The organism is Corynebacterium sp. HMSC075D04, from assembly GCF_001815635.1.
Lineage (GTDB): Bacteria > Actinomycetota > Actinomycetes > Mycobacteriales > Mycobacteriaceae > Corynebacterium > Corynebacterium coyleae.
This window is the reverse complement of record NZ_KV821362.1, coordinates 18,973-40,687: the sequence shown is the minus strand read 5'-3', so window position 1 is coordinate 40,687 and position 21,715 is coordinate 18,973. Positions and strand designations below refer to the sequence as shown.

The window sequence follows — 21,715 nt, the reverse complement described above, 5'->3', positions numbered from 1 at the left end:
GGGTCAATGATGATGACCCGTGGCGTAAGAAACGCGGCCGGATCGTGATGATCCGGGGTGCCCCGGTATGGATTTCGCCCCGCGGCTACCCGGTGAAAAACACCAACCGCGGGGCAATGGACCAACTCTTCGGCTAGTGCTCGTCGTGCCGCTCAGCGCGACGGAGCAATTTCAGCGCGGCAACAAACAGTACTGCGCCGCCGATGAGCGCCATGATGCCAACACCAATCGCGAGGCCAGCCCAGAAGCCGCCGGCCGTCGCGGAGTTGCTCGTGCCTTCGACGGGCTGCGCGGCATGAATCCCGCTGCCCGAAGCATCGGACGCAGACTCAGGTGAGGGCTCCGGCGAAGGGGCGGAGGTTGTGGCGGGGGCGCTAGTGCTCGTCGATAGTTGCGATGACGCTGCACGGCTTGCCTGCGCACGCCTCGTCGGAGACTGCTTCGCCGTGGATTGAGCCGCCGCCTGACTGCGAGGTGCAGCCTGTGCAGCACGCGCAGTACTCACCGATCGAGCCGACTGGGCCGACTGGGCCGACTGGGCAGTGGTTGCCGGGGCCGCAGGTGCAGCGGTGCGCGAGGGGCGAGAAGTTGCCTGGTTGCTCGGCCGTGTCGTCGGCCGTGTCGCCCGCTGTGTGGTTGCCTGCGCAGACGGCTTCGTGGACGGTTTTGCGGCTGGCGCGATGGCGTCGCCAAACTTCTTGATCTCCTTCTCCACCTGCCGCAGACCCGCCGCCAACGCCTGCGGGACGTTCAGGTTTTTGCCCGCGTTGCCCGTGCTGCCTGCGTTATCGGTGTCGTCGGGATTGGTTGGGGCGTTGGTGATGGCGTCGTCGCCAACTGCAAACGTTGCGACGAGTTCCTTTTCAAACGCCTCACCGTCACGCGTGGTGCCGGAATACACGAACGTCGCCGTGTAGATGCCCGGCTCGGTGAACCCAAAGCCCTGGTGGTCGTGGGCGTTAACCGGGTATTGGAGCGTTTTGGACGGGTCGCCCGAGTCTAGTTCGATGCGCAGGCCTCGCAGATCCTCGTGCCATGTCATCAGGCGGCCCGGGCCGGTGACGTCGCGCATGCTTACCGTGATCCGGCTGCCTTCCTCAATCGCGCTCGCGGACACTCCCGTGGTGGAAAAGCCCAGCCATGGCAGGTTCTTGTCCTGTGCTTGCGGCAGGATCCACATTTGCGACGGACTTCCGGGGAAGCTGTCGCTCACGCTATCGGGCAGGTCGGTGCGCGCACTGTCGGGTACGGCGAAGATGAAGCTGCCGGAGGGTCGGTGCGCCGGGTGGAGGGGGTCGGAATCATCGATGAGCACTGTGCTTAACGACGACCCCTCCCCCACCAAGGCCATATCCATATGACCCGCCTTGATCAGCGCGCGCTCCTTCGCTGCGGCGTTGGGCGTGGAGGTGCCTGGTGCCGGCTTGGGCTGCGTGCTGGTTGGCTGCGCCGACGTGCTAGCCGACGTGGAGGCCTTTGGCGAGGTCGGTGTCGGCGCAAGAGTTGGCGCGGTGGTTGGCTGCGCCGACGTGGAGGCCTTTGGTGAGGTCGGTGCCGTGGTGGTCGCCGTGGTGGTCGCCGACGTGGTCGGTTGCGCGTCAGTGGGTGTGGATGCCGACTTTGGGGTGCGCAGCCCCGTGGTGGTGCCTTCGGGCAGGCCGACGGTGGCGTCGTCGCCGACAAGCCAGTATTGGGTGATGGGTTCGGAGCGTTCGGTGGTGCCGTCGGTACGCTCGGCTCGGCCTTGCCACGTCAGCGCGTAGATGCCTGGTTTGGAAAACGTCCAGGTGAAGTGGCCGTGGCCGCCGACTTCGTAGGTGATGGTGCGCATGTCTGGGTTAGAGGAGTCGAACAGTCGCTCCGGTTCGTAGACGCGGCTGGTGAACATGACGTTGATGTCGCCGGGCGCATCCATGTCGACGAGGTCGAAGTGCATGACGCCGTCTTTGAAGTTGGTGGGGATCGACGTGGGGTCGAGTTCGTGGGCGGGGTCGAACGCGCCGAGGCCCGACCAGATGGGGCGCCAGTTGTCGGTCCAGTCCACGCTTTGTGGCGCTGCCCAGACTTCGCTGCCGCGGGGGCCGAGGAAGTCGAGGGTGCCGTCGTCGGGGATGGTGAGTTTGGACAGGTCGTTGCCGTCGGCGTCTGCGTCTGGGGCGAGGCGGAAGCACACCGAGTCTTGGGAGGTGACCTGTTGGCCGTCGACCGCCATCACCGCTAGCTTGCCGCCGGAGCGCGTGCCGTAGAGGGCGTCGTTGTGGGAGTGGTAGAGCAGTTTGCGGCCGGCGCACGGGTGGTCGACGTCCGCGTCGAGGGTCACGCTGTGGCCGGGGTCGCCGGGTTTGTGCTCGCTGCTCGCCTGCGCCAGTGGTGCCACAGCAAACGCAAGCGTAGCGACGACCAGCGTCACAAGTCGGTTCAACTTCATGCCCGCACCACCTTCGCGAACACTCCGCGGCGCGGCGCGAACAGCCAGCTCAGTGCGAACAGGGCGGTGACGGAAAGGACGATCGTCGCCCCGGTTGGGGAATCGTAGGCCCACGCCAGCCACACGCCCAGGACGCTGCCAACCACGCCGAATGCGGCGGCGATGAGCATCATCGTGTCGAGCCGGTCGGTGAACAGGCGCGCGGCGGCAGCCGGGGTGATCAGCAGTGCGACGACCAGGATGTTGCCCACGGTCTGTACGGCGAGCACAACGGCGAACGTCACGCTGAGATACAGCGCGAGGTCCAACGCGGCGACGGGCAGGTTCATGGCGCGGGCGGTTTCGCGGTCCAAAGCGACGGCGGTCAGCCACGGGCGCAGGACAACCACAATGGCGACGATGATGGCGCCAGCGACCGCGTTGACCACCAGTTCGCGCACGCCAACGCCGGTGAGCGAGCCGAACAGGAACGAGCTCACGGAGGCGGTGTAGCCCTCGACCCGCGAGATGATCACCAGGCCGATGGCAAACGCGGCGGTAAACACGATGCCGATCACGGAGTCTTCTTTAATGGTGCGGCGTTGCGACATCACCGCGATCAGCACCGCCACCAACGCACCCGCCACCGCGCCGCCGAGCAGCACCGAGGTCTGCAAGGCGAAGGCGACGGCGATGCCGGGAAACACCGCGTGCGCAACGGCGTCGCCGATGAACGCCATGCCGCGCAGCACCACGAAGCACCCGACCACCGCGCAGAGCACCGCGGCGATCACGGCGGCGCCCAGCGCACGTGGCAGAAAGGCCAGTTGTGGGTTCGCCATGTCGGCGAGGAATTGCAGGAAGGAAATCTCAGGCATGGGCGGCCTCCAGGTGTGCGCGCACGCCTCGTAGCCACGGTGAGTCGGGGCCGACGGAGAAGGTGTGCATCCAGGGGGTGTCGTCGTTAAGCAGGCGCGTCGGGCTATCCGCCACGATGCCGCCTTTGAACAGGATGAGACGGTCGCAGGATTCGACGGCCTCGACGATGTTGTGGGTGGACATCACAACGCCCAGGCCCTTATCGACGAGCTCTCGAAACAGCCCGAGCAAATGTTCCGTGGTGGGGATGTCGAGGCCGGTGAAGGGTTCGTCGAGAAGCAGCATGCGCGGACGGCGCACCAAAGCACGCGCGATGAGCACGCGTTGGCGCTGGCCGCCGGACAGGTCGCTGATGGGGCGGTCGGCGAGGTCTGCAAGGTTCACCATCTCAAGCGCACGCTGCGCCCACATGCGGTCGCGTTCGCCAGCGCGGCGGAACCAGGGGCGCTTCCCAAGCGTGGCGTTGAGGGTGGCGGTGTAGACGTCGATTGGGAAATCCCACGCGACGTTGTGGCGTTGAGGCACATAGCCGACGACGTCGCGGATCGGACGCGAGTCGGTCGTCTCGACGGTGCCTGCGTCGGCGGGTACGAGCCCGAGCATCGCACGCATCAGCGTCGTTTTGCCTGCGCCGTTCGGCCCGAGCAGGCCGGTGAATTCGCCGCCGTTGAGCGTGACGTCCACGCCCTGAAACACTTCACGTCCCGGGTAGGACACGGCAAGGTCGCGGATTGTGATCACTTACGACGCCCCCACACCACCGCGAACGCCACCAACGCCAGGACGAGCACACCCAAGCCTGCGAACAGGAGCACATTGCTTGACGACGACGCCCCCTCCCCGGCGCCCGCAAACTCCGCGTCGAACGCCTCCTGCGGGTCAACGCCGACCGCAAGGCGCAGTAGCTGCTCGTCGGTGTGCACCTGGCCGTCGGTGTCCTCCACCTTCGCGCGCACCTTGATCAGGTGCACGCCCGGCTCGGTGAACACCCAGTTGGCGTGGGTGTGGGTGTTGGGTTCGACCCACATGGACTGGTCGCCTTCGGTGCGGGAGTTCCACAGTTGCTGCGGTTCGTGGAAGCCGCCGGGTTGGACGAAGAGGGAGAAGTCGCCGGGGCCGTCGTGGCCGGCGAATTCGAGGCTCATGCCGGACGTGGAGCGCTCGAGCAGCGAGGGGGCTTGGGAGTTCCAGCCCAGCCATGGCACGCCTGCGACTTCGGTTTGGGGCACGACCCATACGTCGGAGCCTGGTTTGGCGCCGGTGAAGTCGAAGTCGTTGGTGTCGGGCAGGGTTTGCTTGGCGGCGTCGCCGACGGCGAAGACGACGTCGTTGAGGTGGCGCCACATGGCGGGCTCATGGGTGTCGTCGCGAACGAGGAATTGCAGTTTGTCGTCCACGAACATGGGGCCGAGGTCAACGTGGCCTGCGTCGATGACGGTGCGTTCGCCTTCCGGCGCGATCGTTTCGTTGGCGTCAACGACTTGTTGCAGGGCGGGGTTGTTGTCCTGTACCTGGGCGGTTGCTGCGGGTGCGGCCGCGATCATGGCGGCGGTGATGAGGGCTGGAATCTTTTTCATTGTTGTCCTTTCAAGCAGTTACTAATCGAAGACCCATTGGCCAGCACAAAGTCCACATACGTTTGCGCCGGCCCCTGACCGGGCGGGTCGAGGGAGTCGCCCCAGATCGGGCACACGTTCACCCCGTGCTGGGCGGCCGTTTGGGTGAGCACAGGCGTTTCTTGTTCGCTGCCGTACTCGACGAACACGGCCGGCACGTCGAGGTTGTCCAAGGTGCGCGAGAGTGCCAGCAGGTCGCGGGGGCTTGGCTCCACGCTCGGGTTCGGGGTGACAAAGCCTGCGATGCGCAGCCCGTAGGCGCGGCCGAGGTAGGCGTAGCCGTGGTGGGTGGTGACCAGGTTGCGGTTGGTTTCGGGGATGGAGTCGTACATGGCGCGGACGGTGCGGTCGGTGTCGTCGAGAAGCGACTGGTAGCGCTTGGCGTTGTCCGCGAACTGGCTGGCGCGTGACGGGTCGATGGCGGACAGTTCGTCGCGCACCACGTCAACCACCGCTTTCATCGCGGCCGGGTCGTGCCAGATGTGCGGGTCTAGCTCGCCGTGCACGTGACGGCCGAGTACCGCCTGCGGCAGCAGGTAGGTCTCGTCGTCCGGGTTGCCGAGGAAGCGGAACTCGCGCTGTGGCGGGATCGGCTGCAGGGTGGTTGTGGGTACAACAACGACGGCATCGGCGGGGTTGATGTCGGTGTGGCCGGGGTGGCTGTGGTCGTCGGTGCGAAGCGTCAGGTGGGTGGTGGTGTCGTCGACAAGCGTGGCGATGTCCACGTGACCATGCTCGATCGCCACCTTCCCAGGCGCGACCTGCGCCGGGTCCTGGCCGACAACCACCGTCACGGTTTGCTCGGCGGAGCTGCGCTCTGGCGCATCGACCGCGTCGCGCACCGACGCGCGCAGCCGCAACTCGTACACACCCGGCGCTGAAAAGGCCCAACTCACGTGCGTGTGCGCACCCGCCGGCAGCATGGTCGAGCCGCCGTCGGAGTCGAAGAGCAACTCAGGTGTGCCAAACGTGCCGAGGATGAAGGCGAAAGCTTTGCCGGGGCCGGTGGCGTCGACAAGCGAAAGCTCGGTGACGGCGGTGGCGGGGAGGTCACCCTCGAAGCGCAGGCCCAACCACACGGTGTCCAAGCTCGCGTCCTCGACCAGCGGGATCGGGGCGTAACCGTAGCGCTGCGTCTGCTCGGCGAGCGCCACCACACGCGCGTCGGGTCGCGCCGTCGACTCGATCGTGCGGCTCAATGCTTGCGGCTCCAGCAACAGCCCGTTGGTGAACACGGCGTCCGCATAGGCAATGTCGCGCGTGGCGTGCAGGGTCGGCTCATACGAGTGCGGGTCGGCGCCGCGACGCATCAACGGGGTGACGTCAGCGGCATCGCCGGCGACATTCTGCACGACATCCGCGAGAATGCTTGTCGACGCCACCACACGCAACCGGCCATCATCCACCGCACCGTCCGCCTGCGCGCAGCCCACCAGACCCGCAACCAACCCGAGGGCCGCTATAGCTTTGGCGCGCTTCACTTCGAGGCTCCTGCGAGGGCGATCAGGCGGCGTCGCAAGGCAGTGTCCAACGTGCACATCGCCGCGCCGAACACCGCGACGCCGAGGCCCAGGATGGCGAACGGCACGGTCATCACTGTGGTGCCGGTCTCTGCGAGGTCACCTGAGCGTGCGGCGTCGCTGCCTTGTGCCGTTGCCGCTCCGGCGCTGCAGCTGCCTTCTGGGTCAAACATGGAGCCAAAATCGAAGTGGCCGCTATCGGCGTTGCCGGCTTCTCCAACGTTGAACGTCAGCGTGGCCTCGCCGGAGACCTTCTCCCCGCCTTTTGTGGTGGCGGTCTGACGGATGGTCACCTTGTACGTGCCGGGTGCACCGAACACCCAATTGGGGTGCACGTGCGAGTTCCCCGGGATCGTGTGGCTGCCGGAGCCGCGACCATTCTCTGCGGTGAACCACTCCTCGCCCACCACTTGCCCCAGGCCGCCCTGGGTGAACACGGTCATTGGGCCGGGGCCGTTGAAGTTTGTTACTTCCCAGGTGACCTCGCCGGTGGTGTGTTCAATGAGCGACTCGTGCTGCGTGTTCGCACCCAGCCACGGCACATTGTCCTGCTGTGTCGCACCAATCATCCACGCCTTGCCGGCAGGCACTGGGCCGACCGCCTGGGGTAGGTCCGCCTCCGCCGCGTTGCCAAGCCCGAACACAAGGTCTTCCGGACGCTTCCAGGTGGCGGGCACGTTGCGGTCGTCCTTGATCATCGGGCGCAGCGCGGGTGTGCATTTCTTCGCCGCAGCTGCAGTGGTCGCGGGCGCTGGCTTGGCCGCGGGCGCTGCTGCGGGCGCCGGCTTCTGGGCTACCGGTTTCGAGGCAGCGGGTGTGGAAACCGCGGCTGCGCTGTTGGTTGCGTCGTTGTGGGGCGTGCCGGTGCTCGTGTCGGCGCTGGTGCGGTCGCCGTTTGTTTCGGCGCTTGTTTCGGCGCTGGCGTCGCCGACGTGCCACGTGTACACCGCCTCGTTGGACTCGGCGCCGTCCGCGGTTGCCACAACCTTCATGGTGTACACGCCTGGCTGGGTGAACAGCCAGTTCGCGTGGACGTGGGACGGGTCGTCCTGAACAATGCGGGATCCTGAGGAGAGCTGCGGCTGGTCGCTATCAAGCATGGGTTGGAAGGAGCCGAAGCTTCCCGTCTGGAACAGGTAGACGGATCCTGGCCCGGAGACCTCGCGGAACTCGATGTCGACGCGACCGAAGCCACCTTCGCGCACGCCCTGGGTGTCCCACCCGGGCCACAGCAGGTCGGCACGTTGGGTCTGTGGCAGCAGGTAGCCGGGCTCGCCGATCTCTGGGACGTTGGCGGTTTCGTCGGTGTAGGCCGCCTCGCCGACAACCAAATCGACATCCTCGGGTGCGCGGCGCACGTGGGAGCCGGTGACGTCCTCCTGCAGGTCCAAAGTCAGGCTGCCACCGTCGGCGGTGACGTTGAAGACATCGATGTGGCCCCGATCAAAACGGGCGGGATCCGCCAGTGCCACGCCACACGTCAACAGGGTGAGCAAGGCGGCGAGGCAGACAACCACAAGACTATTGGTAACCGTTTTCAACACTTAACGAATACTACTTCCATTAAGCGTTGCGACAAAGCACTACCCCCAGACACGAAAAAGCGCCCCGGTGAACCACCGAGGCGCGAAATCGTTGCGGGAAGACTATGCCTTCTTGGCGTAGTCCTTCTCCACAGAGGTATCAACCGGAACGCCCGGGCCCTGGGTTGCGGACACGGTGATCTTCTTCAGGTAGACACCCTTGGCGGAAGACGGCTTGAGGCGAACGACCTCGTCGAGAAGCGCGCCGTAGTTCTCAGCGAGCTGCTCCGGGGTGAAGGAAGCCTTACCGATGATTGCGTGCAGGTTCGATGCCTTGTCCACGCGGAAGGCAATCTTGCCGCCCTTGGAGTCCTGGATCGCCTTAGCGACGTCCGGGGTGACCGTACCGGTCTTCGGGTTCGGCATCAGACCACGCGGGCCGAGCACGCGAGCAACGCGGCCGACCTTAGCCATCTGGTCCGGCGTAGCGATAGCTACGTCGAAGTCGAGCTGGCCAGCGTTGATCTGCTCGATGAGCTCGTCGGTGCCGACGATGTCAGCGCCTGCTTCCTTCGCCTTGGTGGCGTTCTCGCCCTCAGCGAAGACTGCGACGCGGACGGTCTTACCGGTGCCGTGCGGCAGGTTGACGGTGCCGCGGACCAGCTGGTCGGCCTTGCGCGGGTCGACGGACAGACGCATCGCAACGTCGATGGTTGCGTCGTACTTGTCGGAAGCGGTCTCCTTTGCCAGGGTCACCGCATCCAGCGGGTGGTAGAACGCGTCGCGGTCCACCTTGGCGAGCTGCTCAATGTAACGCTTGGACTTCTTAGCCATGTTTGATTCCTTTCAGGAGTTGTGGTTGGCGGGCCTGGCTGAAGGCCCTTCCACGTAAAGCGACGAGGTGCACTTTACTTCTCGACGTCAATACCCATCGAACGTGCGGTACCAGCGATGATCGCGGCGCCAGCCTCGATGTCGCGGGCGTTGAGGTCGTTCTTCTTGGTCTCGGCGATTTCCTTGCACTGCTCCCAGGTGACCTTGCCAACCTTGTCAGTGTGCGGAACGCCGGAGCCCTTCTGCAGGCCTGCAGCCTTCAGCAGCAGGGATGCAGCCGGCGGGGACTTCAGGATGAAGTCGAAGGAGCGGTCTTCGTAGACCGTGATCTCCACCGGGACAATGTTGCCGCGCATGGATTCGGTCGCAGCGTTGTATGCCTTGGTGAACTCAACGATGTTGACACCGTGTGCACCAAGTGCCGGACCGACCGGCGGGGCCGGGTTTGCCATACCAGCTTCGATCTGAAGCTTGATCAGGCCAGTGACCTTCTTCTTAGCCATCGCAATTACCTCCTAGTTACAGCCTCGCCACCGCGATGAACAGCGGTAAGGCTTCCGGATGCCGGGTTTTTCCCAGCCACCGGGGATGAGAAAACGAAAACGTCGCGTGTGCGCAAAACACACGCGACGAGATAGGTTACGCCAGGGCGTCGTCGATAAGCAAAATGCGCTTACATGATGCGCTCGATCTGATCGGCGGTCAGCTCGACTGGGGTCTCGCGGCCGAAGATGGACACGAGCGCCTCGATCTTGCCGGTCTCCGGGTCGATGGCGTTGATGGTGGCGGACACGGACGCCAGTGCACCGGAGAGGATGGTGACGGCCTCGCCGACCTTGTAGTCGTGGGTGACCTTGTTCGGCGTCTCCTCCGCCGACGGCACAACGGTGTCGCCTTCGGCGTCAACCTGCGGCTTCGCGCCGGCCGCGGCGGACTTCGGCAGCAGGAACTTGGCGACGTCGCGATGCTTCACCGGGGTGGCGTTGCCCTCATTACCGACAAACGAGGTCACGCCCGGGGTTTCACGCACCACGGACCATGCGGCATCGTTCATGTCCATGCGCACGAGGACGTAGCCCGGCAGCAGCTTGCGCTTGACCAGCTTGTTCTTGCCGTCCTTGTTCTTCTCCAGCGCTTGCTCGACAGGCACGACGACCTCGTAGATGGAGTCTTCGACCTCGAGGGTCTGGCTACGCATCTCCAGGTTGGTCTTCACCTTGTTTTCGTAGCCGGAGTAGGACTGGATGATGTACCACTCGCCCGGCTGCTTCTTCAGTTCGCGGGTGTACTCGCGCAGGCGCTTGCGGTATTCAGCGTCGAAGTCGGACGTAGCCTCAGCGTCCTGGGCCTCAACGCCCTCCGCGGCCTCAGCGCCCTCTGCCTCCGGCGCTTCCGCGCCCTCGGTCGCCTCGGTGGCTTCGGTGGCCTCGGTCGCCTCAGCGTTGTCGTCCTGCTCGTTGGTGCCGGCCGGGTCGGAGTCGCCGTGGATGACCGGGTCGGTGGAGGGGTCGACGGGCGCGCCTTCGTCGATCATTTCCTGCTCGTTGTTTTCGATCGCGCCGTTGACGTCCTCGTTTACCTCAGTCATGGTTGTTCTCCTCGTATGTTCGCGGGTGTGCCCCAAGGTTACCGGGGCAAAAAGTATCCCGCCTTCCCTCGGTGTTCGAGGTGGCGGGAAACGTTACGCGTGAAATTGTACTTATCGGATGAGAATCCAGCGAATCCCCATGGAAGCGAGGGTGTCGGTGCCCCAGACGAGGATGGTGAGCACGATGAGGAACGCGAATGTGATCAGCGTGTAGTTCAGCATCTGCTTGCCGGTCGGCCAGATGACTTTGCTCATCTCGGAGACGACTTCGCCCGGGAAGGTTGCGATGCTGGTGGTCTTTTCCCCGGCCTCGTCGGCATTGACGGGGGTGCGCTTTGCTTCGTACCCGTCGGAGGACACGGGCGAGACCCCTCGCAGTTGGCGCTTGCCGGTTGGCTGTGCGGCATTCTGACCGTTGGGGTTAGTCACGAAAACTCCTCCAGGTTGTTTTGGCAGGGGCGACAGGACTCGAACCTGCAACCTACGGTTTTGGAGACCGTTGCGCTACCAATTGCGCCACGCCCCTAGGGCACCTTATTCGGTGCGCCTAACCCTACCACGGGCGCTTGTGGCGTCCGTTTGAGGTGAGTAGCGATGGAGAGAATTGAACTCTCGACACAGCGATTATGAGTCGCTTGCTCTACCACTGAGCTACACCGCCATGTGTTTGCAACCACAAGGGCTATACAAACAACAGAGCCCCCTGACAGAATCGAACTGTCGACCTTTTCCTTACCATGGAAACGCTCTGCCGACTGAGCTAAGGGGGCACAGCCTCTTTGTTGTGGATCTTGCGACCCGCTCCGTTGAAGCCTTGAGAAGATTAACCCGACATCGTTTATAAACACAAATCGCCAGTACAGCCCATGTTTTTACGCATGCTTATCGACGACATAAACCGCTCCATAACCTACGCCATAGGCCATCACTCCCCACCGCCCTGCAGCCGCAGAACCGCAGAACCACAGCACAGCACAACGAAAAACCCCGCCGATCCCTGATGGAATCGGCGGGGTGTGCCTGTGCCAGGTAGAAGATTCGAACTTCTGAAGGCGAATGCCGGCGGATTTACAGTCCGCTCCCTTTGGCCGCTCGGGCAACCTGGCGTGCACGTTTGAAGTGCGGGGATTACCTTACATCACGCCACCGTAATGTAGGCAAATCGCCTGGTTATCCTACGCGTTCGACGGTAAGTCGGGTCATGGTGCGCAGCGCTTCGCGGGCTGGAATGTCGGGCAGCGCGTCGAGTTCGCGTTCGACGATGTCCAAGTATCCGCGGGCGGTTTCCAAGGCGCGCTCACGGCCGCGTGTCCGGCCCAGGAGGTCGAGGGCGCGGGTGACGTCGGCGTCGTCGGTAAGCGGGCCCGTGAGGAGCCCTCGAAGGGCTTCGCCGGCCTCGGAGTCCTCTTCGAGCGCGTAGAGCACTGGCAGGGTGAATACGCCTTCGCGCAGGTCGGTGCCTGGGGTCTTTCCGGATTGTTCGGGGTCGGAGAAAATGTCAATGATGTCGTCGACGATCTGGAACACCATGCCCACGGCGTCGCCGATGCGCGCGCAACGCTGGACCACCTCGTCGGACGCGCCGGAGTGCCGCGCGCCCAGGTAGGCGGCGGACGCGATGAGCACGCCGGTTTTCTCGTCGATGACCTTCAGGTAGTGCTCAACCGGGTTGGTGCCTTGTGCGCCGACGGTTTCGCGCATCTGGCCGGTGACCAGTTCCTCGAAGGTGTCGGCGAAGTGCTCGACGGTGGCCAGGTCCATTCGGCTCATCAGGCGTGAGGCGTGGGCAAACAGGATGTCGCCTGCAAGGATGGCGACGGTGTTGCTCCAGCGCGCGTTGGCGGACTCAACGCCGCGGCGGCGTTCAGCTTCGTCCATGACGTCGTCGTGATACAGCGTGGCCAGGTGCACCATTTCGGTGACGGTGGCGCCGTTGATTACGTTTTGGGCGCGCGGGTTGGGGCCAAACTCGGCGCACAGCAGCGCCATCATGGGGCGGAAGCGTTTGCCGCCGGCTGCGGCGAGGTGGGTGACTTTGTCGGTGAGGAACTTTTCGCCGCGTGAAAGTTCGGCCATGAGGAGGTCCTCCACCGCTTCTAGCCCGGTGTTGAGCCGGGTGTTGAGTGCGTCGTCGCCAAGGTCAATCTTGAATCCGTGGCGGGGTGACGGGGTGGTGCCGTACGTCATCGATAACGTCCTTGCAGGTTGGAGGGGCACATGGATAACGCACTTACCGTAGCCCACATGCCCTTGGTTCTGTAGCAGCGGGTGGCGCTGGCACAATCAGTTGCGTGACTGAGTATTTCGACCTTGTGGTTGTGGGTGCTGGCCCTGCGGGTTCGGCGGCGGCGATTGCGGCGCAGCGTGCCGGTTTGCAGACATTGCTTCTCGACGCCCAAGGCCCCGACCGTGACAAAACCTGCGGCGATGGGTTGACCCCGCGTGCGGTGGAGACGCTCGAGGCGCTCAATCTGGAGGTACCCGCGTATCGCAACAAGGGGTTGAAGTTGCACGGCTACGGCGGCGACGTCGAGGCGCCTTGGCCGCGCGGTGAAGGCTCTGCGGCTCCTCGGACGGTGTTTGACGCAATGCTTGTCGACGAAGCCCGCACCGCCGGCGCCACCATCCGCCAGAACTGCGCCGCGACGGGTGTGGAGTTTTCCGGTGGCGCGATCAGTGCTGTGAAGACGGATCAGGGCTCGGTACGCGCGAAGTGGGTCGTGGTTGCCGACGGCGTGCGCTCCCCCTTTGGCAAGAAACTGGGTCGCGAGTGGCACAAGGGCGAGGTATTCGGCATTGCGGCGCGCTCGTATTGCGATTCGCCGTTTTCGGATGAGCCGTGGATGCATTCGCACGTAGAGCTGCGCGACGCGGATGGCGTGATTCAGCCTGGTTACGGCTGGATCTTCCCGCTTGGTAACGGCACTGTGAACCTCGGCTGCGGAGCCTTATCCACCGATGCGCGCCCGGCGAAGGTGAACACGAAGAAGTTGCTCGCCGACTATGCCGCACAGCAGCGCGAGGCGTGGAACCTCGGCCCGGAGCAGGCGGTGACCTCTGCGCTGCTGCCGATGGGCGGAGCGGTGTCCAACGTTGCGGGCCCGAACTGGGTGCTTATCGGCGACGCCGCCGCGTGCGTGAACCCGCTCAACGGCGAGGGCATCGATTACGGGTTGGAAACCGCTGTGCTCGCCGTGGAGTTGATCAACGCAGGCGGCGACCTCACGCTTGCGTGGCCAGCGCTGCTGCGCAGCCACTACGGTGACGCGTTTACGCTGGCTCGCACCCTCGCCCGTCTCCTGACCTACCCGCAGTTCCTACCGCTGGCTGGCCCGGTGGCGCTGCGCGGTCTGGGCGGCCGCTACCTCATGCCTGCAGCGGCGCGCCTGATGGGCAACCTGGTGCAGGAAGACGACCGCGACCTGGTCGCACGCGTGTGGCGCGCGGCAGGTCGCGTGGTGCCGAAGAACACCCCGCTCTGGGACGTCGCTTAGCGCGGCTTAGTCGAGCGGCTTCACGGCGCTGTGGAGCGCCACAATACCGGCGGTGAGATCTTGCCAGCCGGCGTCTTCCCAACCGTTGGCGTTGATCGCCGCGGCAAGCTCCTCCTGGTTGGGCCATGCGCGGATGGATTCCGCAAGGTACTCGTAGGCCTCCGCGTTGGAGGAAAATACCTTGGCCAGCGCCGGCACAGCACGTGGCAGGTATTCCTTGTACACGGTGCGGAATCCTGGGATGACGGGGGTGGAGAACTCGTTGACCACAAGGCGCCCGCCGGGCTTGGTCACACGCGCCATTTCGCGCAAGCCGGCCTCGAAATCATGGACGTTGCGCAGCCCGTAGGAGATGGTCACCGCGTCGAAGGTGTTGTCGGCAAACGGAAGGTACATCGCGTCGCCGACCACCTTGGGCACCTTACGGTCCTTGCCGGCGGCCAGCATGCCCTGGGAGAAGTCGCACGCCACGACCCACGCGCCGGATTTACCGAGCTCGACGGTGGACACGGCGGTGCCTGCGGCGAGGTCGAGCACCTTCTCCCCTGGTTTGAGTTCGAGGCGTTCGCGGGTGCGTCGTCGCCAGTATTTGTCCAGCCCGAACGACAACACGGTGTTCGTCTTGTCGTAGTTCTTGCCCACGTCGTCGAACATTCCGGCAACGTCGAAGGGCTTTTTCTCCAGATCCGCCTTGGCCATGGTTGGTCAGTCTACTTCGGTCTACTTCGCCACCCACAAAAGTAGGCTGTACGCCCTTACACCACTTGCCAGTTCGGCATACCGAACTTTATTATTCGCCAGCGTGGGCACACAGATTGCCTGCTCCCCTCCACGCTCCCAACGCAAAGGAACGACATGATGAAAACCAAAGTGCTTGCGCTCGTCGCTACGGCTGCTCTCTCCCTCGGCCTGGCGAGCTGCTCTGAAGAAAGCACTGATGCAGCAGGCGGCAAAGACACCCCTGTCGTGCTCACAACGTTCACCGTGATCCAGGACATCGCCGCGAACGTTGCGGGCGATCACCTCAAGGTGGAATCCATCACCAAGCCTGGTGCGGAGATCCACGGCTACGAGCCCACCCCCGGCGACATTTCTCGTGCCGCCGACGCGGACCTGATTTTGGATAACGGCATGAACCTGGAGAATTGGTTCGCCCAGTTTGTCGCCGATCTGGATGTGCCGCACGCCGTGGTCAGCGAGGGTGTCGAGCCGATCGACATCGCCGAGGACGCCTACGCCGGCAAGCCCAATCCGCACGCGTGGATGAGCCCGGTGAACGTGCAGAAGTACGTGGACAACATCGTTGACGCGTTCAGCGAACTCGACCCGGAACACGCCGCAGACTTCAAGGCCAACGGCGAGAAATACAAAAACGAACTGCAGGCTGTGCAAGACGAGCTGGAGACCAAGCTCGCCGCCGTCCCCGACAAGCAGCGTGCCTTGGTGACCTGTGAGGGCGCGTTCTCCTACCTGGCCCGCGACGCGAAGCTAACTGAGCGCTACATCTGGCCAGTCAATGCTGAGCAGGAAGCCACCCCGCAGCAGATCGCCGGCGCGATCGAGTTTGTGAAGGAAAACAACGTCCCAGCGGTGTTCTGCGAATCCACGGTCTCTAACGCCCCGATGATGCAGGTCGTGAAGGCCACCGGCGCGGAGTACGGCGGCACCCTCTACGTCGATTCGCTTTCTGAGGAAAACGGTCCGGTGCCGACCTACCTGGATCTGATTCGCCACGACACGAAGGTGATCATCGACGGTTTGAACGGGGGCAAGCAGTGATCCCCGCAATCGCGGTTGACGATGTTGCGGTGCGCTACGGCGACGTCGTCGCGCTCGACGGCGCAACTTTGAGCGTCCAACCAGGCCGTATCTGTGGGCTGATCGGGATGAACGGCGCGGGCAAATCCACGCTACTCAAGGCGATCATGGGGTTGGTCAAGCCGGATCGCGGCACGGTTCGTATCAACGGCATCGACCCCATGCGCGCCCGCAAGACGCAGGTGCTGGGCTACGTCCCGCAGAGCGAGGACGTGGACTGGCAGTTCCCGGTCACAGTGCGTGATGTGGTCATGATGGGCCGCTACGGCCACATGGGCTTTACCCGCCACGCGCGTGCGGAGGACATTGCGGCTGTGGATCGCGCGCTTGAGCGCACCCACCTTGAGTCGTTCGCAGACCGCCAGATCGGTCAGCTTTCGGGTGGCCAGAAGAAGCGTGCGTTCATCGCGCGCGGTATCGCCCAGGGCGCGAGCATCATGCTTCTCGACGAACCCTTCGCCGGCGTGGACAAACATTCCGAGGCCACCATCACTGAGCTGTTGCGCGACCTCGCCGCTGAAGGCACCACTATTTTTGTGGTGACGCACGATCTGGTCGCCCTGCCGCAACTCGCGCCGGAGACGGTGCTGTTGAACCGTCGGGTGTTAATGCACGCCCCGACCGAAGTGGTGTTAGAGCCGGACAATTTGGTGCAGGGCTTCGGAATGGGGGTGTCGGCATGATTGCGCTGCTTACGGAGCCGTTTGGTTACGAGTTCATGATGCGTGCGCTTGCAACGTCGCTAGTGGCGTCGGTTGTGTGCGCGCTGTTGTCGTGCTGGCTGGTGCTGGTTGGCTGGTCGCTGATGGGCGATGCGGTAAGCCACGCTGTTCTGCCCGGCGTGGTGCTGGCCTACATTCTGGGCGTGCCGTTCGCCGTTGGCGCGGTGGTGTTTGGGTTCCTTGCGGTGGCGCTGATCGGGCTGGTGCGCGATACGTCCCGGGTGAAGGAGGATGCGGCCATTGGCATCGTGTTCACCACCATGTTTGCGCTGGGGCTCGTGCTCATTTCGGTAACCCCCTCACACACGGATCTGAACCACATCATCTTCGGCAATCTGCTTGGTGTGTCCCGTGGGGACCTGCTTCAGGTGGCCATCCTGGGCGCGATCGTGTTGAGCGTGCTGGTGCTCAAGCGGCGCGACTTCACCCTCTACGCGTTCGATCCCACCCATGCACACGCGATTGGGTTGAATCCGCGCCTGCTCGGTGCGGCCCTGCTGGCACTGCTGGCGCTGACGTCAGTGGTGGCACTCCAGGCCGTTGGCGTGATCCTGGTGGTGGCGATGCTGATCATCCCGGGTGCGACCGCCTACCTGCTCACCAACAAGTTCGGCACGATGCTGGTCATCGCCCCGACCATGTCGGCAGCGTGTGCAATCGTGGGGTTGTACTGCTCCTACTACCTCGACACGGCCTCCGGCGGCATGATCGTGCTCGCCCAGGGTGTGGTGTTTGGTGTGGTGTACCTGTTCGGCCCGCACGGGGTGCTGCGGGGTCGTCGTTACGCATCCACGCGCACGAAGACGGAGTCCGTGGCTTCCTCGCCAAGCGGCACCGCCTCCGCCGCACCGGCCAGCCGCACCGCGACCGCGCCGGAGTAGGGGGCACCCTCCCCAACCTCGAGGGTTGCGCCGACGACAAGCCCGTGACTGTCCAGGAATTGCAGCAGTTTTGGGTCGTCGTCGGCAATGCGTTCAATCGTGGCCTTCTGCCCCGGTTGCACGCCGGTCAGCGGGACGGCTTCGGGGGTGTCGACACGCCCGCTGGCTGAGGGGATGGGGTCACCGTGGGGGTCGCGGGTGGGGTAGTTAAGAAACGCGTCGATGCGCTCGACCATGAAGTCGCTCACGGAGTGCTCGAGATTTTCCGCCTCGTCGTGCACTTGGTCCCAGGTGTAGCCGAGGGCTTCCACCAGAAACGTTTCAATGAGACGGTGGCGGCGGATCATCGCCACCGCATACGTGTGGCCGAGTTCGGTCAGTTCGATCGTGCCGTAAGGCTTGTGTGTGACAAGCCCCTGCTCGCCAAGTTTGCGCACCCCGTCCGACACCGTGGATTTCCGCAGCCCAAGGTGCTTTGCCACTGACGACGACGTCACCGGCGCATCCGACCACTCCGAAAGGGCCCAAATGCCTTTGAGGTAGTTCTGAGTGCTGGTAGACAGGTCGCCGACAGACATGCCCGTCAGTCTACTTTGCGCTTCACCGGCACCCAGCGCGGCAGTGCAACATCGCGGCCGAACAGGTGGATCACCTTGCGCTCGTAGGAGTCGAGCACCTCGGTGTAGTAGCCAAGGAGTTGCTGCCCAAGCGCCTCCCAAGTCTTGTCGGCCACGGACGCCCTGGCGGTGGTGGTGAGTTCGGGGTGGCGGGTGTCGTCGAGAAGCCAACGCGCTGCGTCGGGGAGCTCCTCGGTGAAGGTGGCCACGTCGAGCAGCAAACCGTTGACGCCGTGCTCGATGAGGTCAACAGGGCCGCCAGCGCGGGGGCCGATCGTGGGCACGCCCGAGGCTTGGGCTTCCTGGATGGCCTGGCAGAAGGTTTCAAACTCGCCGGTATGCACGAACAGGTCGAGCGAGGCATACGCGCGGGCGAGCTCCTCGCCAGAAAGCGGGCCGGTGAACACGGCGTTGGGCAAAACCTCTTCAAGCGCCTCGCGCTCCGGGCCGCCGCCGACGATGACCAACTGGATGGACGGGTCCGTAACCAGCGGGGCGAGGCGGTCAACGGACTTCTCCGCGGCGAGGCGGCCGACGAACCCGACGATCTTCTTCGTACCGGTCGGATCCCACGAACGGCGCAGGATGTCGGAGCGCTTCGACGGGTGGAACAGTTCCGCATCCACGCCACGGCCCCAATGGCGGATATTTTTGATGTTGTGCTCCTCCAGCGCCTTGATCGTTTCCGACGACGGCGCGAGCGTCATTTCGCACATGTTGTGCACGGTGCGGGTCCAGTCCCACGCCATGGTGGCCAGGGTGGACAGTTGGTACTTCGTGGCAAAGCCAGCCACGTCCGTCTGGTAGAGCGCGACCGCGGGCACACCGAGTTGGCGGGCCGCGAACGCCCCCGCTCCGCCAAGCACGAACGGGCTGGCCAGGTGGATGATGTCCGGCTTGAACTGCGACAGTGCTGCTGTGACGGTGGTGGTGGGAACGCCGATGGGCAGCGAATCGATCAACGGCACCATAACGGTGGGCACCCGAACGATCTCAAAGCCAAGGTAGTCAGGAACTTCGTCCTGGAACTCGCGGGCGCCAGGCGCGATCACGATCGCGTCGTGGCCCTCCCGTTTGAGGTGCTCAAGGACGCGAAGGACGGAGTTGGTCACTCCGTTGACGTTGGGCAGAAAGGACTCGGCGACGATTCCCACTCGCATGCTGTTTACTCTCCCAGTTGACGTGAAACTTCGGTCGAATTCCGGCTGAACCGGACGTGAATTTTTCCTACGGCGAGCCAGGCCAGGGCGGCGATAATCGTCGCCACGGCCAGCACCGACAGGGCGGGGATGAGCGAGAGCGCCCACCCGCGGCCTTCCACCTTGACCAGCTCGGTGTTGTTCTTGGCGTAGGTCACCCACACCTGTTGGCCGGGGCCAAGCCCGGTGGGATAGAGCACCCCGTCCCTCGGCGAGACGAGCCGGCCGTCTTCGGTTTCGTACTCCACGTAGGTGCGGAGTCGGGTTTGGTCGGTGACGGTGGCTACGCCGCGGCCGGGGTTGGCGTGGATCTGGGCGTCGTGAAGCGCGGGCCCTGCGACCATGGCAACACAGCCGAGCACGGCGCATCCGTAGAGCGCCATGACGGCTTGGTGTGCGCGTCTGCGCCAGCGCATTACTTGGCCAGTCGCTGCGCGAGCGCGCGGCGGGTTTCGCGGGTGGTCACGGCCTCCACAATTGTGATGCCGTCGGGCTGGGCCTCAAGTTCAAGCAGCACCTCGTGCAGCTCTGCAAGCGATTCGGCGCGGCGGTAGTTCGCCCCATACGCGAGCGCTTGCTTCTCAACGACCACCCCATGCGGCGTCCCAAACGCCCGCTCAAAGACGTCTCGCACCGGCTCCGCTGCTGGCTCGAGGGTTTCAAAGATGCCTCCGCCGTCGTCGTTGGCCACCACGATGGTCAGGTTGCCGGGGCGCGGCTCGTCGGAGCCGATGAGCAGACCGTTGATGTCGTGCAGGAACGTCAGATCGCCCAGCAACGCGACGGTGCGCGGTGCGCGGATCTCGTCCGCACGCAGTGCCTGGGTGGCAAGGGCGATGCCGACAGCTTGGGAGACGGTGCCATCGATACCCGCGGCACCGCGGGCGGCGTAGGTGTCCACGCCGTCGAACGGCATGCCGACAAAGGAGGCATCGCGCACCGGGTTCGACGCGCCGAGCACCATCGTGTCGCCCACCGCGAGGGTGTCGCACACGGCGGCGGCGACGTGCAGGCCGGTGAAGCCGAACTGCTCCTCGGCGAGGGCTTGGCGCACGGTGTCGGCGCCGACCTCGCCGGCTGCCTCACAGATCTTGATCCAGGTATCCGTCGGCTGGCCCGTGGCGTTGACGCGCGAGCCGCGCAGATCCGGCTGGCCGGTAAACGTGTCCGTGCGCGACAGGCCAATGACTGTGATGTCCGGATCCGCCAGCAGCGCCATGACGTCGCGGTGCAGCGTCGGGTGCCCCACCACAACGACCTGTTCCGGCTTGGTGGACGCGGCGAAGTCACCCCCGTCGTGGGAGATGGCCACCTCCGACTGCGCGAAGAACCGCGCAGCCAACGGGTGGACCTGGTGGAACGGGGTCGGCGCCGTCGGCTCAGCGATGGTGGGCACGTGTTCCAGGCCGGGTACTTCCCAGGCCTCGTCGCCGGCGATGACCAGCGTGTCGCGGGTCAGGTCGATGTCCACGACTCCATGGTCGACGAACCCGGCGCCCGAGCCTGCGAGCGCACCGCGTGCGAGGACGCCCGGGCCGACCCGGCGCGGCTCGCCAACCGGCTCCAGCAGCGCGTCCGGCACGAGCGGGGTGTCCAGCGCAACGTTGATGTGTACTTGGCCGGCGTCGAACGAGATCGCTTCCGCCGCCGCCTCGTCCGCCACCTGTTGGGTCTCGGCGTAGCGGCCGAAGATGCCCTGCTGCCAAATGGTCTGGCTGGCACCGGTGCCCACGAGGCGCTCCGGGCGGTCGGCGCTGATCACGGCAAGCGGCGTGTGCGACATATGCGCCTCGATCATCGCCGGGTACGCGTTTGCCACCGCCGTGCCCGAGGTCATCACCACGCCAACGTGTCGGCGCTGCACGCGTGCGAGGCCGAGGGCGGTGAAGGCGGCGGAGCGTTCGTCGATACGCATATGCACCGTGATGTCGCGACGCGCGAGCAGCGCGTACGCCAGCGGCGAGTTGCGCGAACCCGGGCTCATCACCACATCAGTGCAATGCTTTGCGACGACCCCCGCCACCGCCGTAGCCAATTCCATAGCCGTTGCCATCTACCTACTGCTCCTGGAGAAACTGGTCCGCGCCGTCGCGGATCTGGTCGAGAATATCGCGGGCACTGTCCCGAACATCGCGCGGGATCTCAACATCATCCGGCAGCGGCTCCGGCGGCAACATCGAGGTTGCTTCCTCGCGGTCGCGGAAGATCGACGGGAACTTCGTCGTCGTCGTAGTCGTGGTCTCCGTCGCGGTGGTCGTCTGGGTGACCGTCTCCGTCAACGGCTGCTTTTTGGCATCCGCTGCCGCCCCTTGCCACAGGAAAAACAGCACCACAGCTGCAATGAACGCCAACGCTGCGAACACACCCAGCGCAATCGACGCGGCACTCGAGCCCTTCTGCGGCTCCGGCTGGTACGGCTCCTGATACTGGGGCTCGTACTGGGGCTCGTACTGCTGGTATTGCGGCTGGTAGTACTGATCGTCGTACTGGGCCTGTTGTTCGGACTGGTCCGGGAAGTACTGCCTCGGGCGCGGGCGCTGCGGCTCGTCGCCTGGACGGCCGTACTGTCTCGTCTCGTTATCCATGGCAAATAGACTAGCGCCCCGGCAGGAGAACT

At 64.6% G+C, this 21,715-nt stretch carries 21 protein-coding genes and 4 tRNA genes; 4 read left to right on the top strand and 21 right to left on the bottom strand.

Translation table 11 applies throughout. From position 1 onward, the window contains the following. Positions 1–133: 133 nt before the first annotated feature. The 15 genes from HMPREF3048_RS09025 to HMPREF3048_RS08955 form a co-directional block, all read right to left on the bottom strand. A complete protein-coding gene (locus HMPREF3048_RS09025; RefSeq protein WP_070771924.1) occupies positions 134–2,428 on the bottom strand; it encodes a choice-of-anchor M domain-containing protein in 2,295 nt (764 codons plus the stop codon). Beyond that, positions 2,425–3,285, bottom strand: coding sequence for an anchored repeat-type ABC transporter permease subunit (locus HMPREF3048_RS09020; RefSeq protein WP_070452416.1), 861 nt, complete (start codon positions 3,283–3,285; stop codon positions 2,425–2,427). Before HMPREF3048_RS09020 ends, HMPREF3048_RS09025 begins: the two co-directional genes overlap by 4 nt. Then, positions 3,278–4,027, bottom strand: coding sequence for an anchored repeat-type ABC transporter ATP-binding subunit (locus HMPREF3048_RS09015; protein ID WP_070421770.1), 750 nt, complete (start codon positions 4,025–4,027; stop codon positions 3,278–3,280). The genes HMPREF3048_RS09020 and HMPREF3048_RS09015 overlap by 8 nt, the downstream gene beginning before the upstream one ends. Further along, on the bottom strand, positions 4,024–4,863 hold the full coding sequence (locus tag HMPREF3048_RS09010; RefSeq protein ID WP_070771923.1) for a choice-of-anchor M domain-containing protein: 840 nt from the start codon (positions 4,861–4,863) through the stop codon (positions 4,024–4,026). The genes HMPREF3048_RS09015 and HMPREF3048_RS09010 overlap by 4 nt, the downstream gene beginning before the upstream one ends. Continuing rightward, positions 4,860–6,383 (bottom strand): anchored repeat ABC transporter, substrate-binding protein, encoded by a 1,524-nt coding sequence (locus tag HMPREF3048_RS09005; RefSeq protein WP_070452422.1) that lies wholly within the window; start codon positions 6,381–6,383, stop codon positions 4,860–4,862. The genes HMPREF3048_RS09010 and HMPREF3048_RS09005 overlap by 4 nt, the downstream gene beginning before the upstream one ends. Beyond that, positions 6,380–7,966, bottom strand: a complete 1,587-nt coding sequence (locus HMPREF3048_RS09000; RefSeq protein WP_070771922.1) for a TIGR03773 family transporter-associated surface protein — start codon at positions 7,964–7,966, stop codon at positions 6,380–6,382. The genes HMPREF3048_RS09005 and HMPREF3048_RS09000 overlap by 4 nt, the downstream gene beginning before the upstream one ends. Before the next feature lie 102 nt (positions 7,967–8,068). Next, complete coding sequence (gene rplA / locus HMPREF3048_RS08995) at positions 8,069–8,779, bottom strand: 50S ribosomal protein L1 (protein WP_070452428.1); 711 nt, start codon at positions 8,777–8,779, stop codon at positions 8,069–8,071. A 74-nt stretch (positions 8,780–8,853) separates the two neighbouring features. Beyond that, on the bottom strand, positions 8,854–9,282 hold the full coding sequence (rplK, locus tag HMPREF3048_RS08990) for a 50S ribosomal protein L11 (RefSeq protein WP_070421765.1): 429 nt from the start codon (positions 9,280–9,282) through the stop codon (positions 8,854–8,856). 170 nt (positions 9,283–9,452) lie between these two features. Further along, positions 9,453–10,367 carry a transcription termination/antitermination protein NusG gene (nusG, locus tag HMPREF3048_RS08985; protein ID WP_070771921.1) on the bottom strand — a complete coding sequence of 305 codons (915 nt, stop codon included), beginning with the start codon at positions 10,365–10,367 and terminating at the stop codon, positions 9,453–9,455. A gap of 111 nt (positions 10,368–10,478) precedes the next feature. After that, positions 10,479–10,796, bottom strand: coding sequence for a preprotein translocase subunit SecE (gene secE / locus HMPREF3048_RS08980; RefSeq protein WP_070771920.1), 318 nt, complete (start codon positions 10,794–10,796; stop codon positions 10,479–10,481). A gap of 21 nt (positions 10,797–10,817) precedes the next feature. After that, positions 10,818–10,893, bottom strand: a tRNA-Trp gene (locus HMPREF3048_RS08975). A gap of 63 nt (positions 10,894–10,956) precedes the next feature. Further along, positions 10,957–11,028: transfer RNA gene (locus HMPREF3048_RS08970), tRNA-Met, on the bottom strand. A 36-nt stretch (positions 11,029–11,064) separates the two neighbouring features. Next, positions 11,065–11,137 (bottom strand) — tRNA-Thr (locus tag HMPREF3048_RS08965). 253 nt (positions 11,138–11,390) lie between these two features. Then, positions 11,391–11,473: transfer RNA gene (locus tag HMPREF3048_RS08960), tRNA-Tyr, on the bottom strand. 64 nt (positions 11,474–11,537) lie between these two features. Continuing rightward, positions 11,538–12,554: a polyprenyl synthetase family protein gene (locus HMPREF3048_RS08955; protein WP_070452433.1), complete on the bottom strand. Its 1,017-nt coding sequence runs from the start codon at positions 12,552–12,554 to the stop codon at positions 11,538–11,540. 95 nt (positions 12,555–12,649) lie between these two features. On the opposite strand from HMPREF3048_RS08955, the gene HMPREF3048_RS08950 reads away from it, so the two are divergent. Beyond that, on the top strand, positions 12,650–13,861 hold the full coding sequence (locus HMPREF3048_RS08950; protein ID WP_210398431.1) for a geranylgeranyl reductase family protein: 1,212 nt from the start codon (positions 12,650–12,652) through the stop codon (positions 13,859–13,861). 6 nt (positions 13,862–13,867) lie between these two features. Here HMPREF3048_RS08950 and HMPREF3048_RS08945 read toward each other — a convergent pair whose 3' ends face one another. After that, the gene (locus HMPREF3048_RS08945) at positions 13,868–14,560 is read right to left on the bottom strand and encodes a demethylmenaquinone methyltransferase (protein ID WP_070452438.1); all 693 of its coding nucleotides are present in this window, start codon (positions 14,558–14,560) and stop codon (positions 13,868–13,870) included. A gap of 159 nt (positions 14,561–14,719) precedes the next feature. Between HMPREF3048_RS08945 and HMPREF3048_RS08940 the strand changes: the two genes are divergently transcribed. The 3 genes from HMPREF3048_RS08940 to HMPREF3048_RS08930 are packed head-to-tail and all read left to right on the top strand — an operon-like array spanning position 14,720 to position 17,282. Further along, a complete protein-coding gene (locus HMPREF3048_RS08940; protein WP_371325693.1) occupies positions 14,720–15,640 on the top strand; it encodes a metal ABC transporter substrate-binding protein in 921 nt (306 codons plus the stop codon). Then, entirely contained in the window at positions 15,637–16,362 is a 726-nt protein-coding gene (locus HMPREF3048_RS08935) for a metal ABC transporter ATP-binding protein (protein WP_034997179.1), read from the top strand. The genes HMPREF3048_RS08940 and HMPREF3048_RS08935 overlap by 4 nt, the downstream gene beginning before the upstream one ends. Continuing rightward, positions 16,359–17,282 (top strand): metal ABC transporter permease, encoded by a 924-nt coding sequence (locus HMPREF3048_RS08930; RefSeq protein WP_070421758.1) that lies wholly within the window; start codon positions 16,359–16,361, stop codon positions 17,280–17,282. The genes HMPREF3048_RS08935 and HMPREF3048_RS08930 overlap by 4 nt, the downstream gene beginning before the upstream one ends. Here HMPREF3048_RS08930 and HMPREF3048_RS08925 read toward each other — a convergent pair. Genes HMPREF3048_RS08925 through HMPREF3048_RS08905 form a run of 5 tightly spaced genes read right to left on the bottom strand, consistent with a single transcriptional unit; the run spans position 17,183 to position 21,683 of the window. Continuing rightward, the gene (locus HMPREF3048_RS08925; protein ID WP_070771918.1) at positions 17,183–17,860 is read right to left on the bottom strand and encodes a metal-dependent transcriptional regulator; all 678 of its coding nucleotides are present in this window, start codon (positions 17,858–17,860) and stop codon (positions 17,183–17,185) included. The two genes, HMPREF3048_RS08930 and HMPREF3048_RS08925, sit on opposite strands and share 100 nt — an antisense overlap. Before the next feature lie 5 nt (positions 17,861–17,865). Beyond that, positions 17,866–19,059 (bottom strand): glycosyltransferase family 4 protein, encoded by a 1,194-nt coding sequence (locus tag HMPREF3048_RS08920; RefSeq protein WP_070452450.1) that lies wholly within the window; start codon positions 19,057–19,059, stop codon positions 17,866–17,868. A 5-nt stretch (positions 19,060–19,064) separates the two neighbouring features. Next, a complete protein-coding gene (locus HMPREF3048_RS08915; RefSeq protein WP_246815457.1) occupies positions 19,065–19,481 on the bottom strand; it encodes a DUF3592 domain-containing protein in 417 nt (138 codons plus the stop codon). 32 nt (positions 19,482–19,513) lie between these two features. Then, the gene (gene menD / locus HMPREF3048_RS08910) at positions 19,514–21,151 is read right to left on the bottom strand and encodes a 2-succinyl-5-enolpyruvyl-6-hydroxy-3-cyclohexene-1-carboxylic-acid synthase (protein ID WP_070771917.1); all 1,638 of its coding nucleotides are present in this window, start codon (positions 21,149–21,151) and stop codon (positions 19,514–19,516) included. Between the two features lie 4 nt (positions 21,152–21,155). Beyond that, positions 21,156–21,683: a hypothetical protein gene (locus HMPREF3048_RS08905; protein WP_070771916.1), complete on the bottom strand. Its 528-nt coding sequence runs from the start codon at positions 21,681–21,683 to the stop codon at positions 21,156–21,158. Positions 21,684–21,715: the final 32 nt, after the last annotated feature.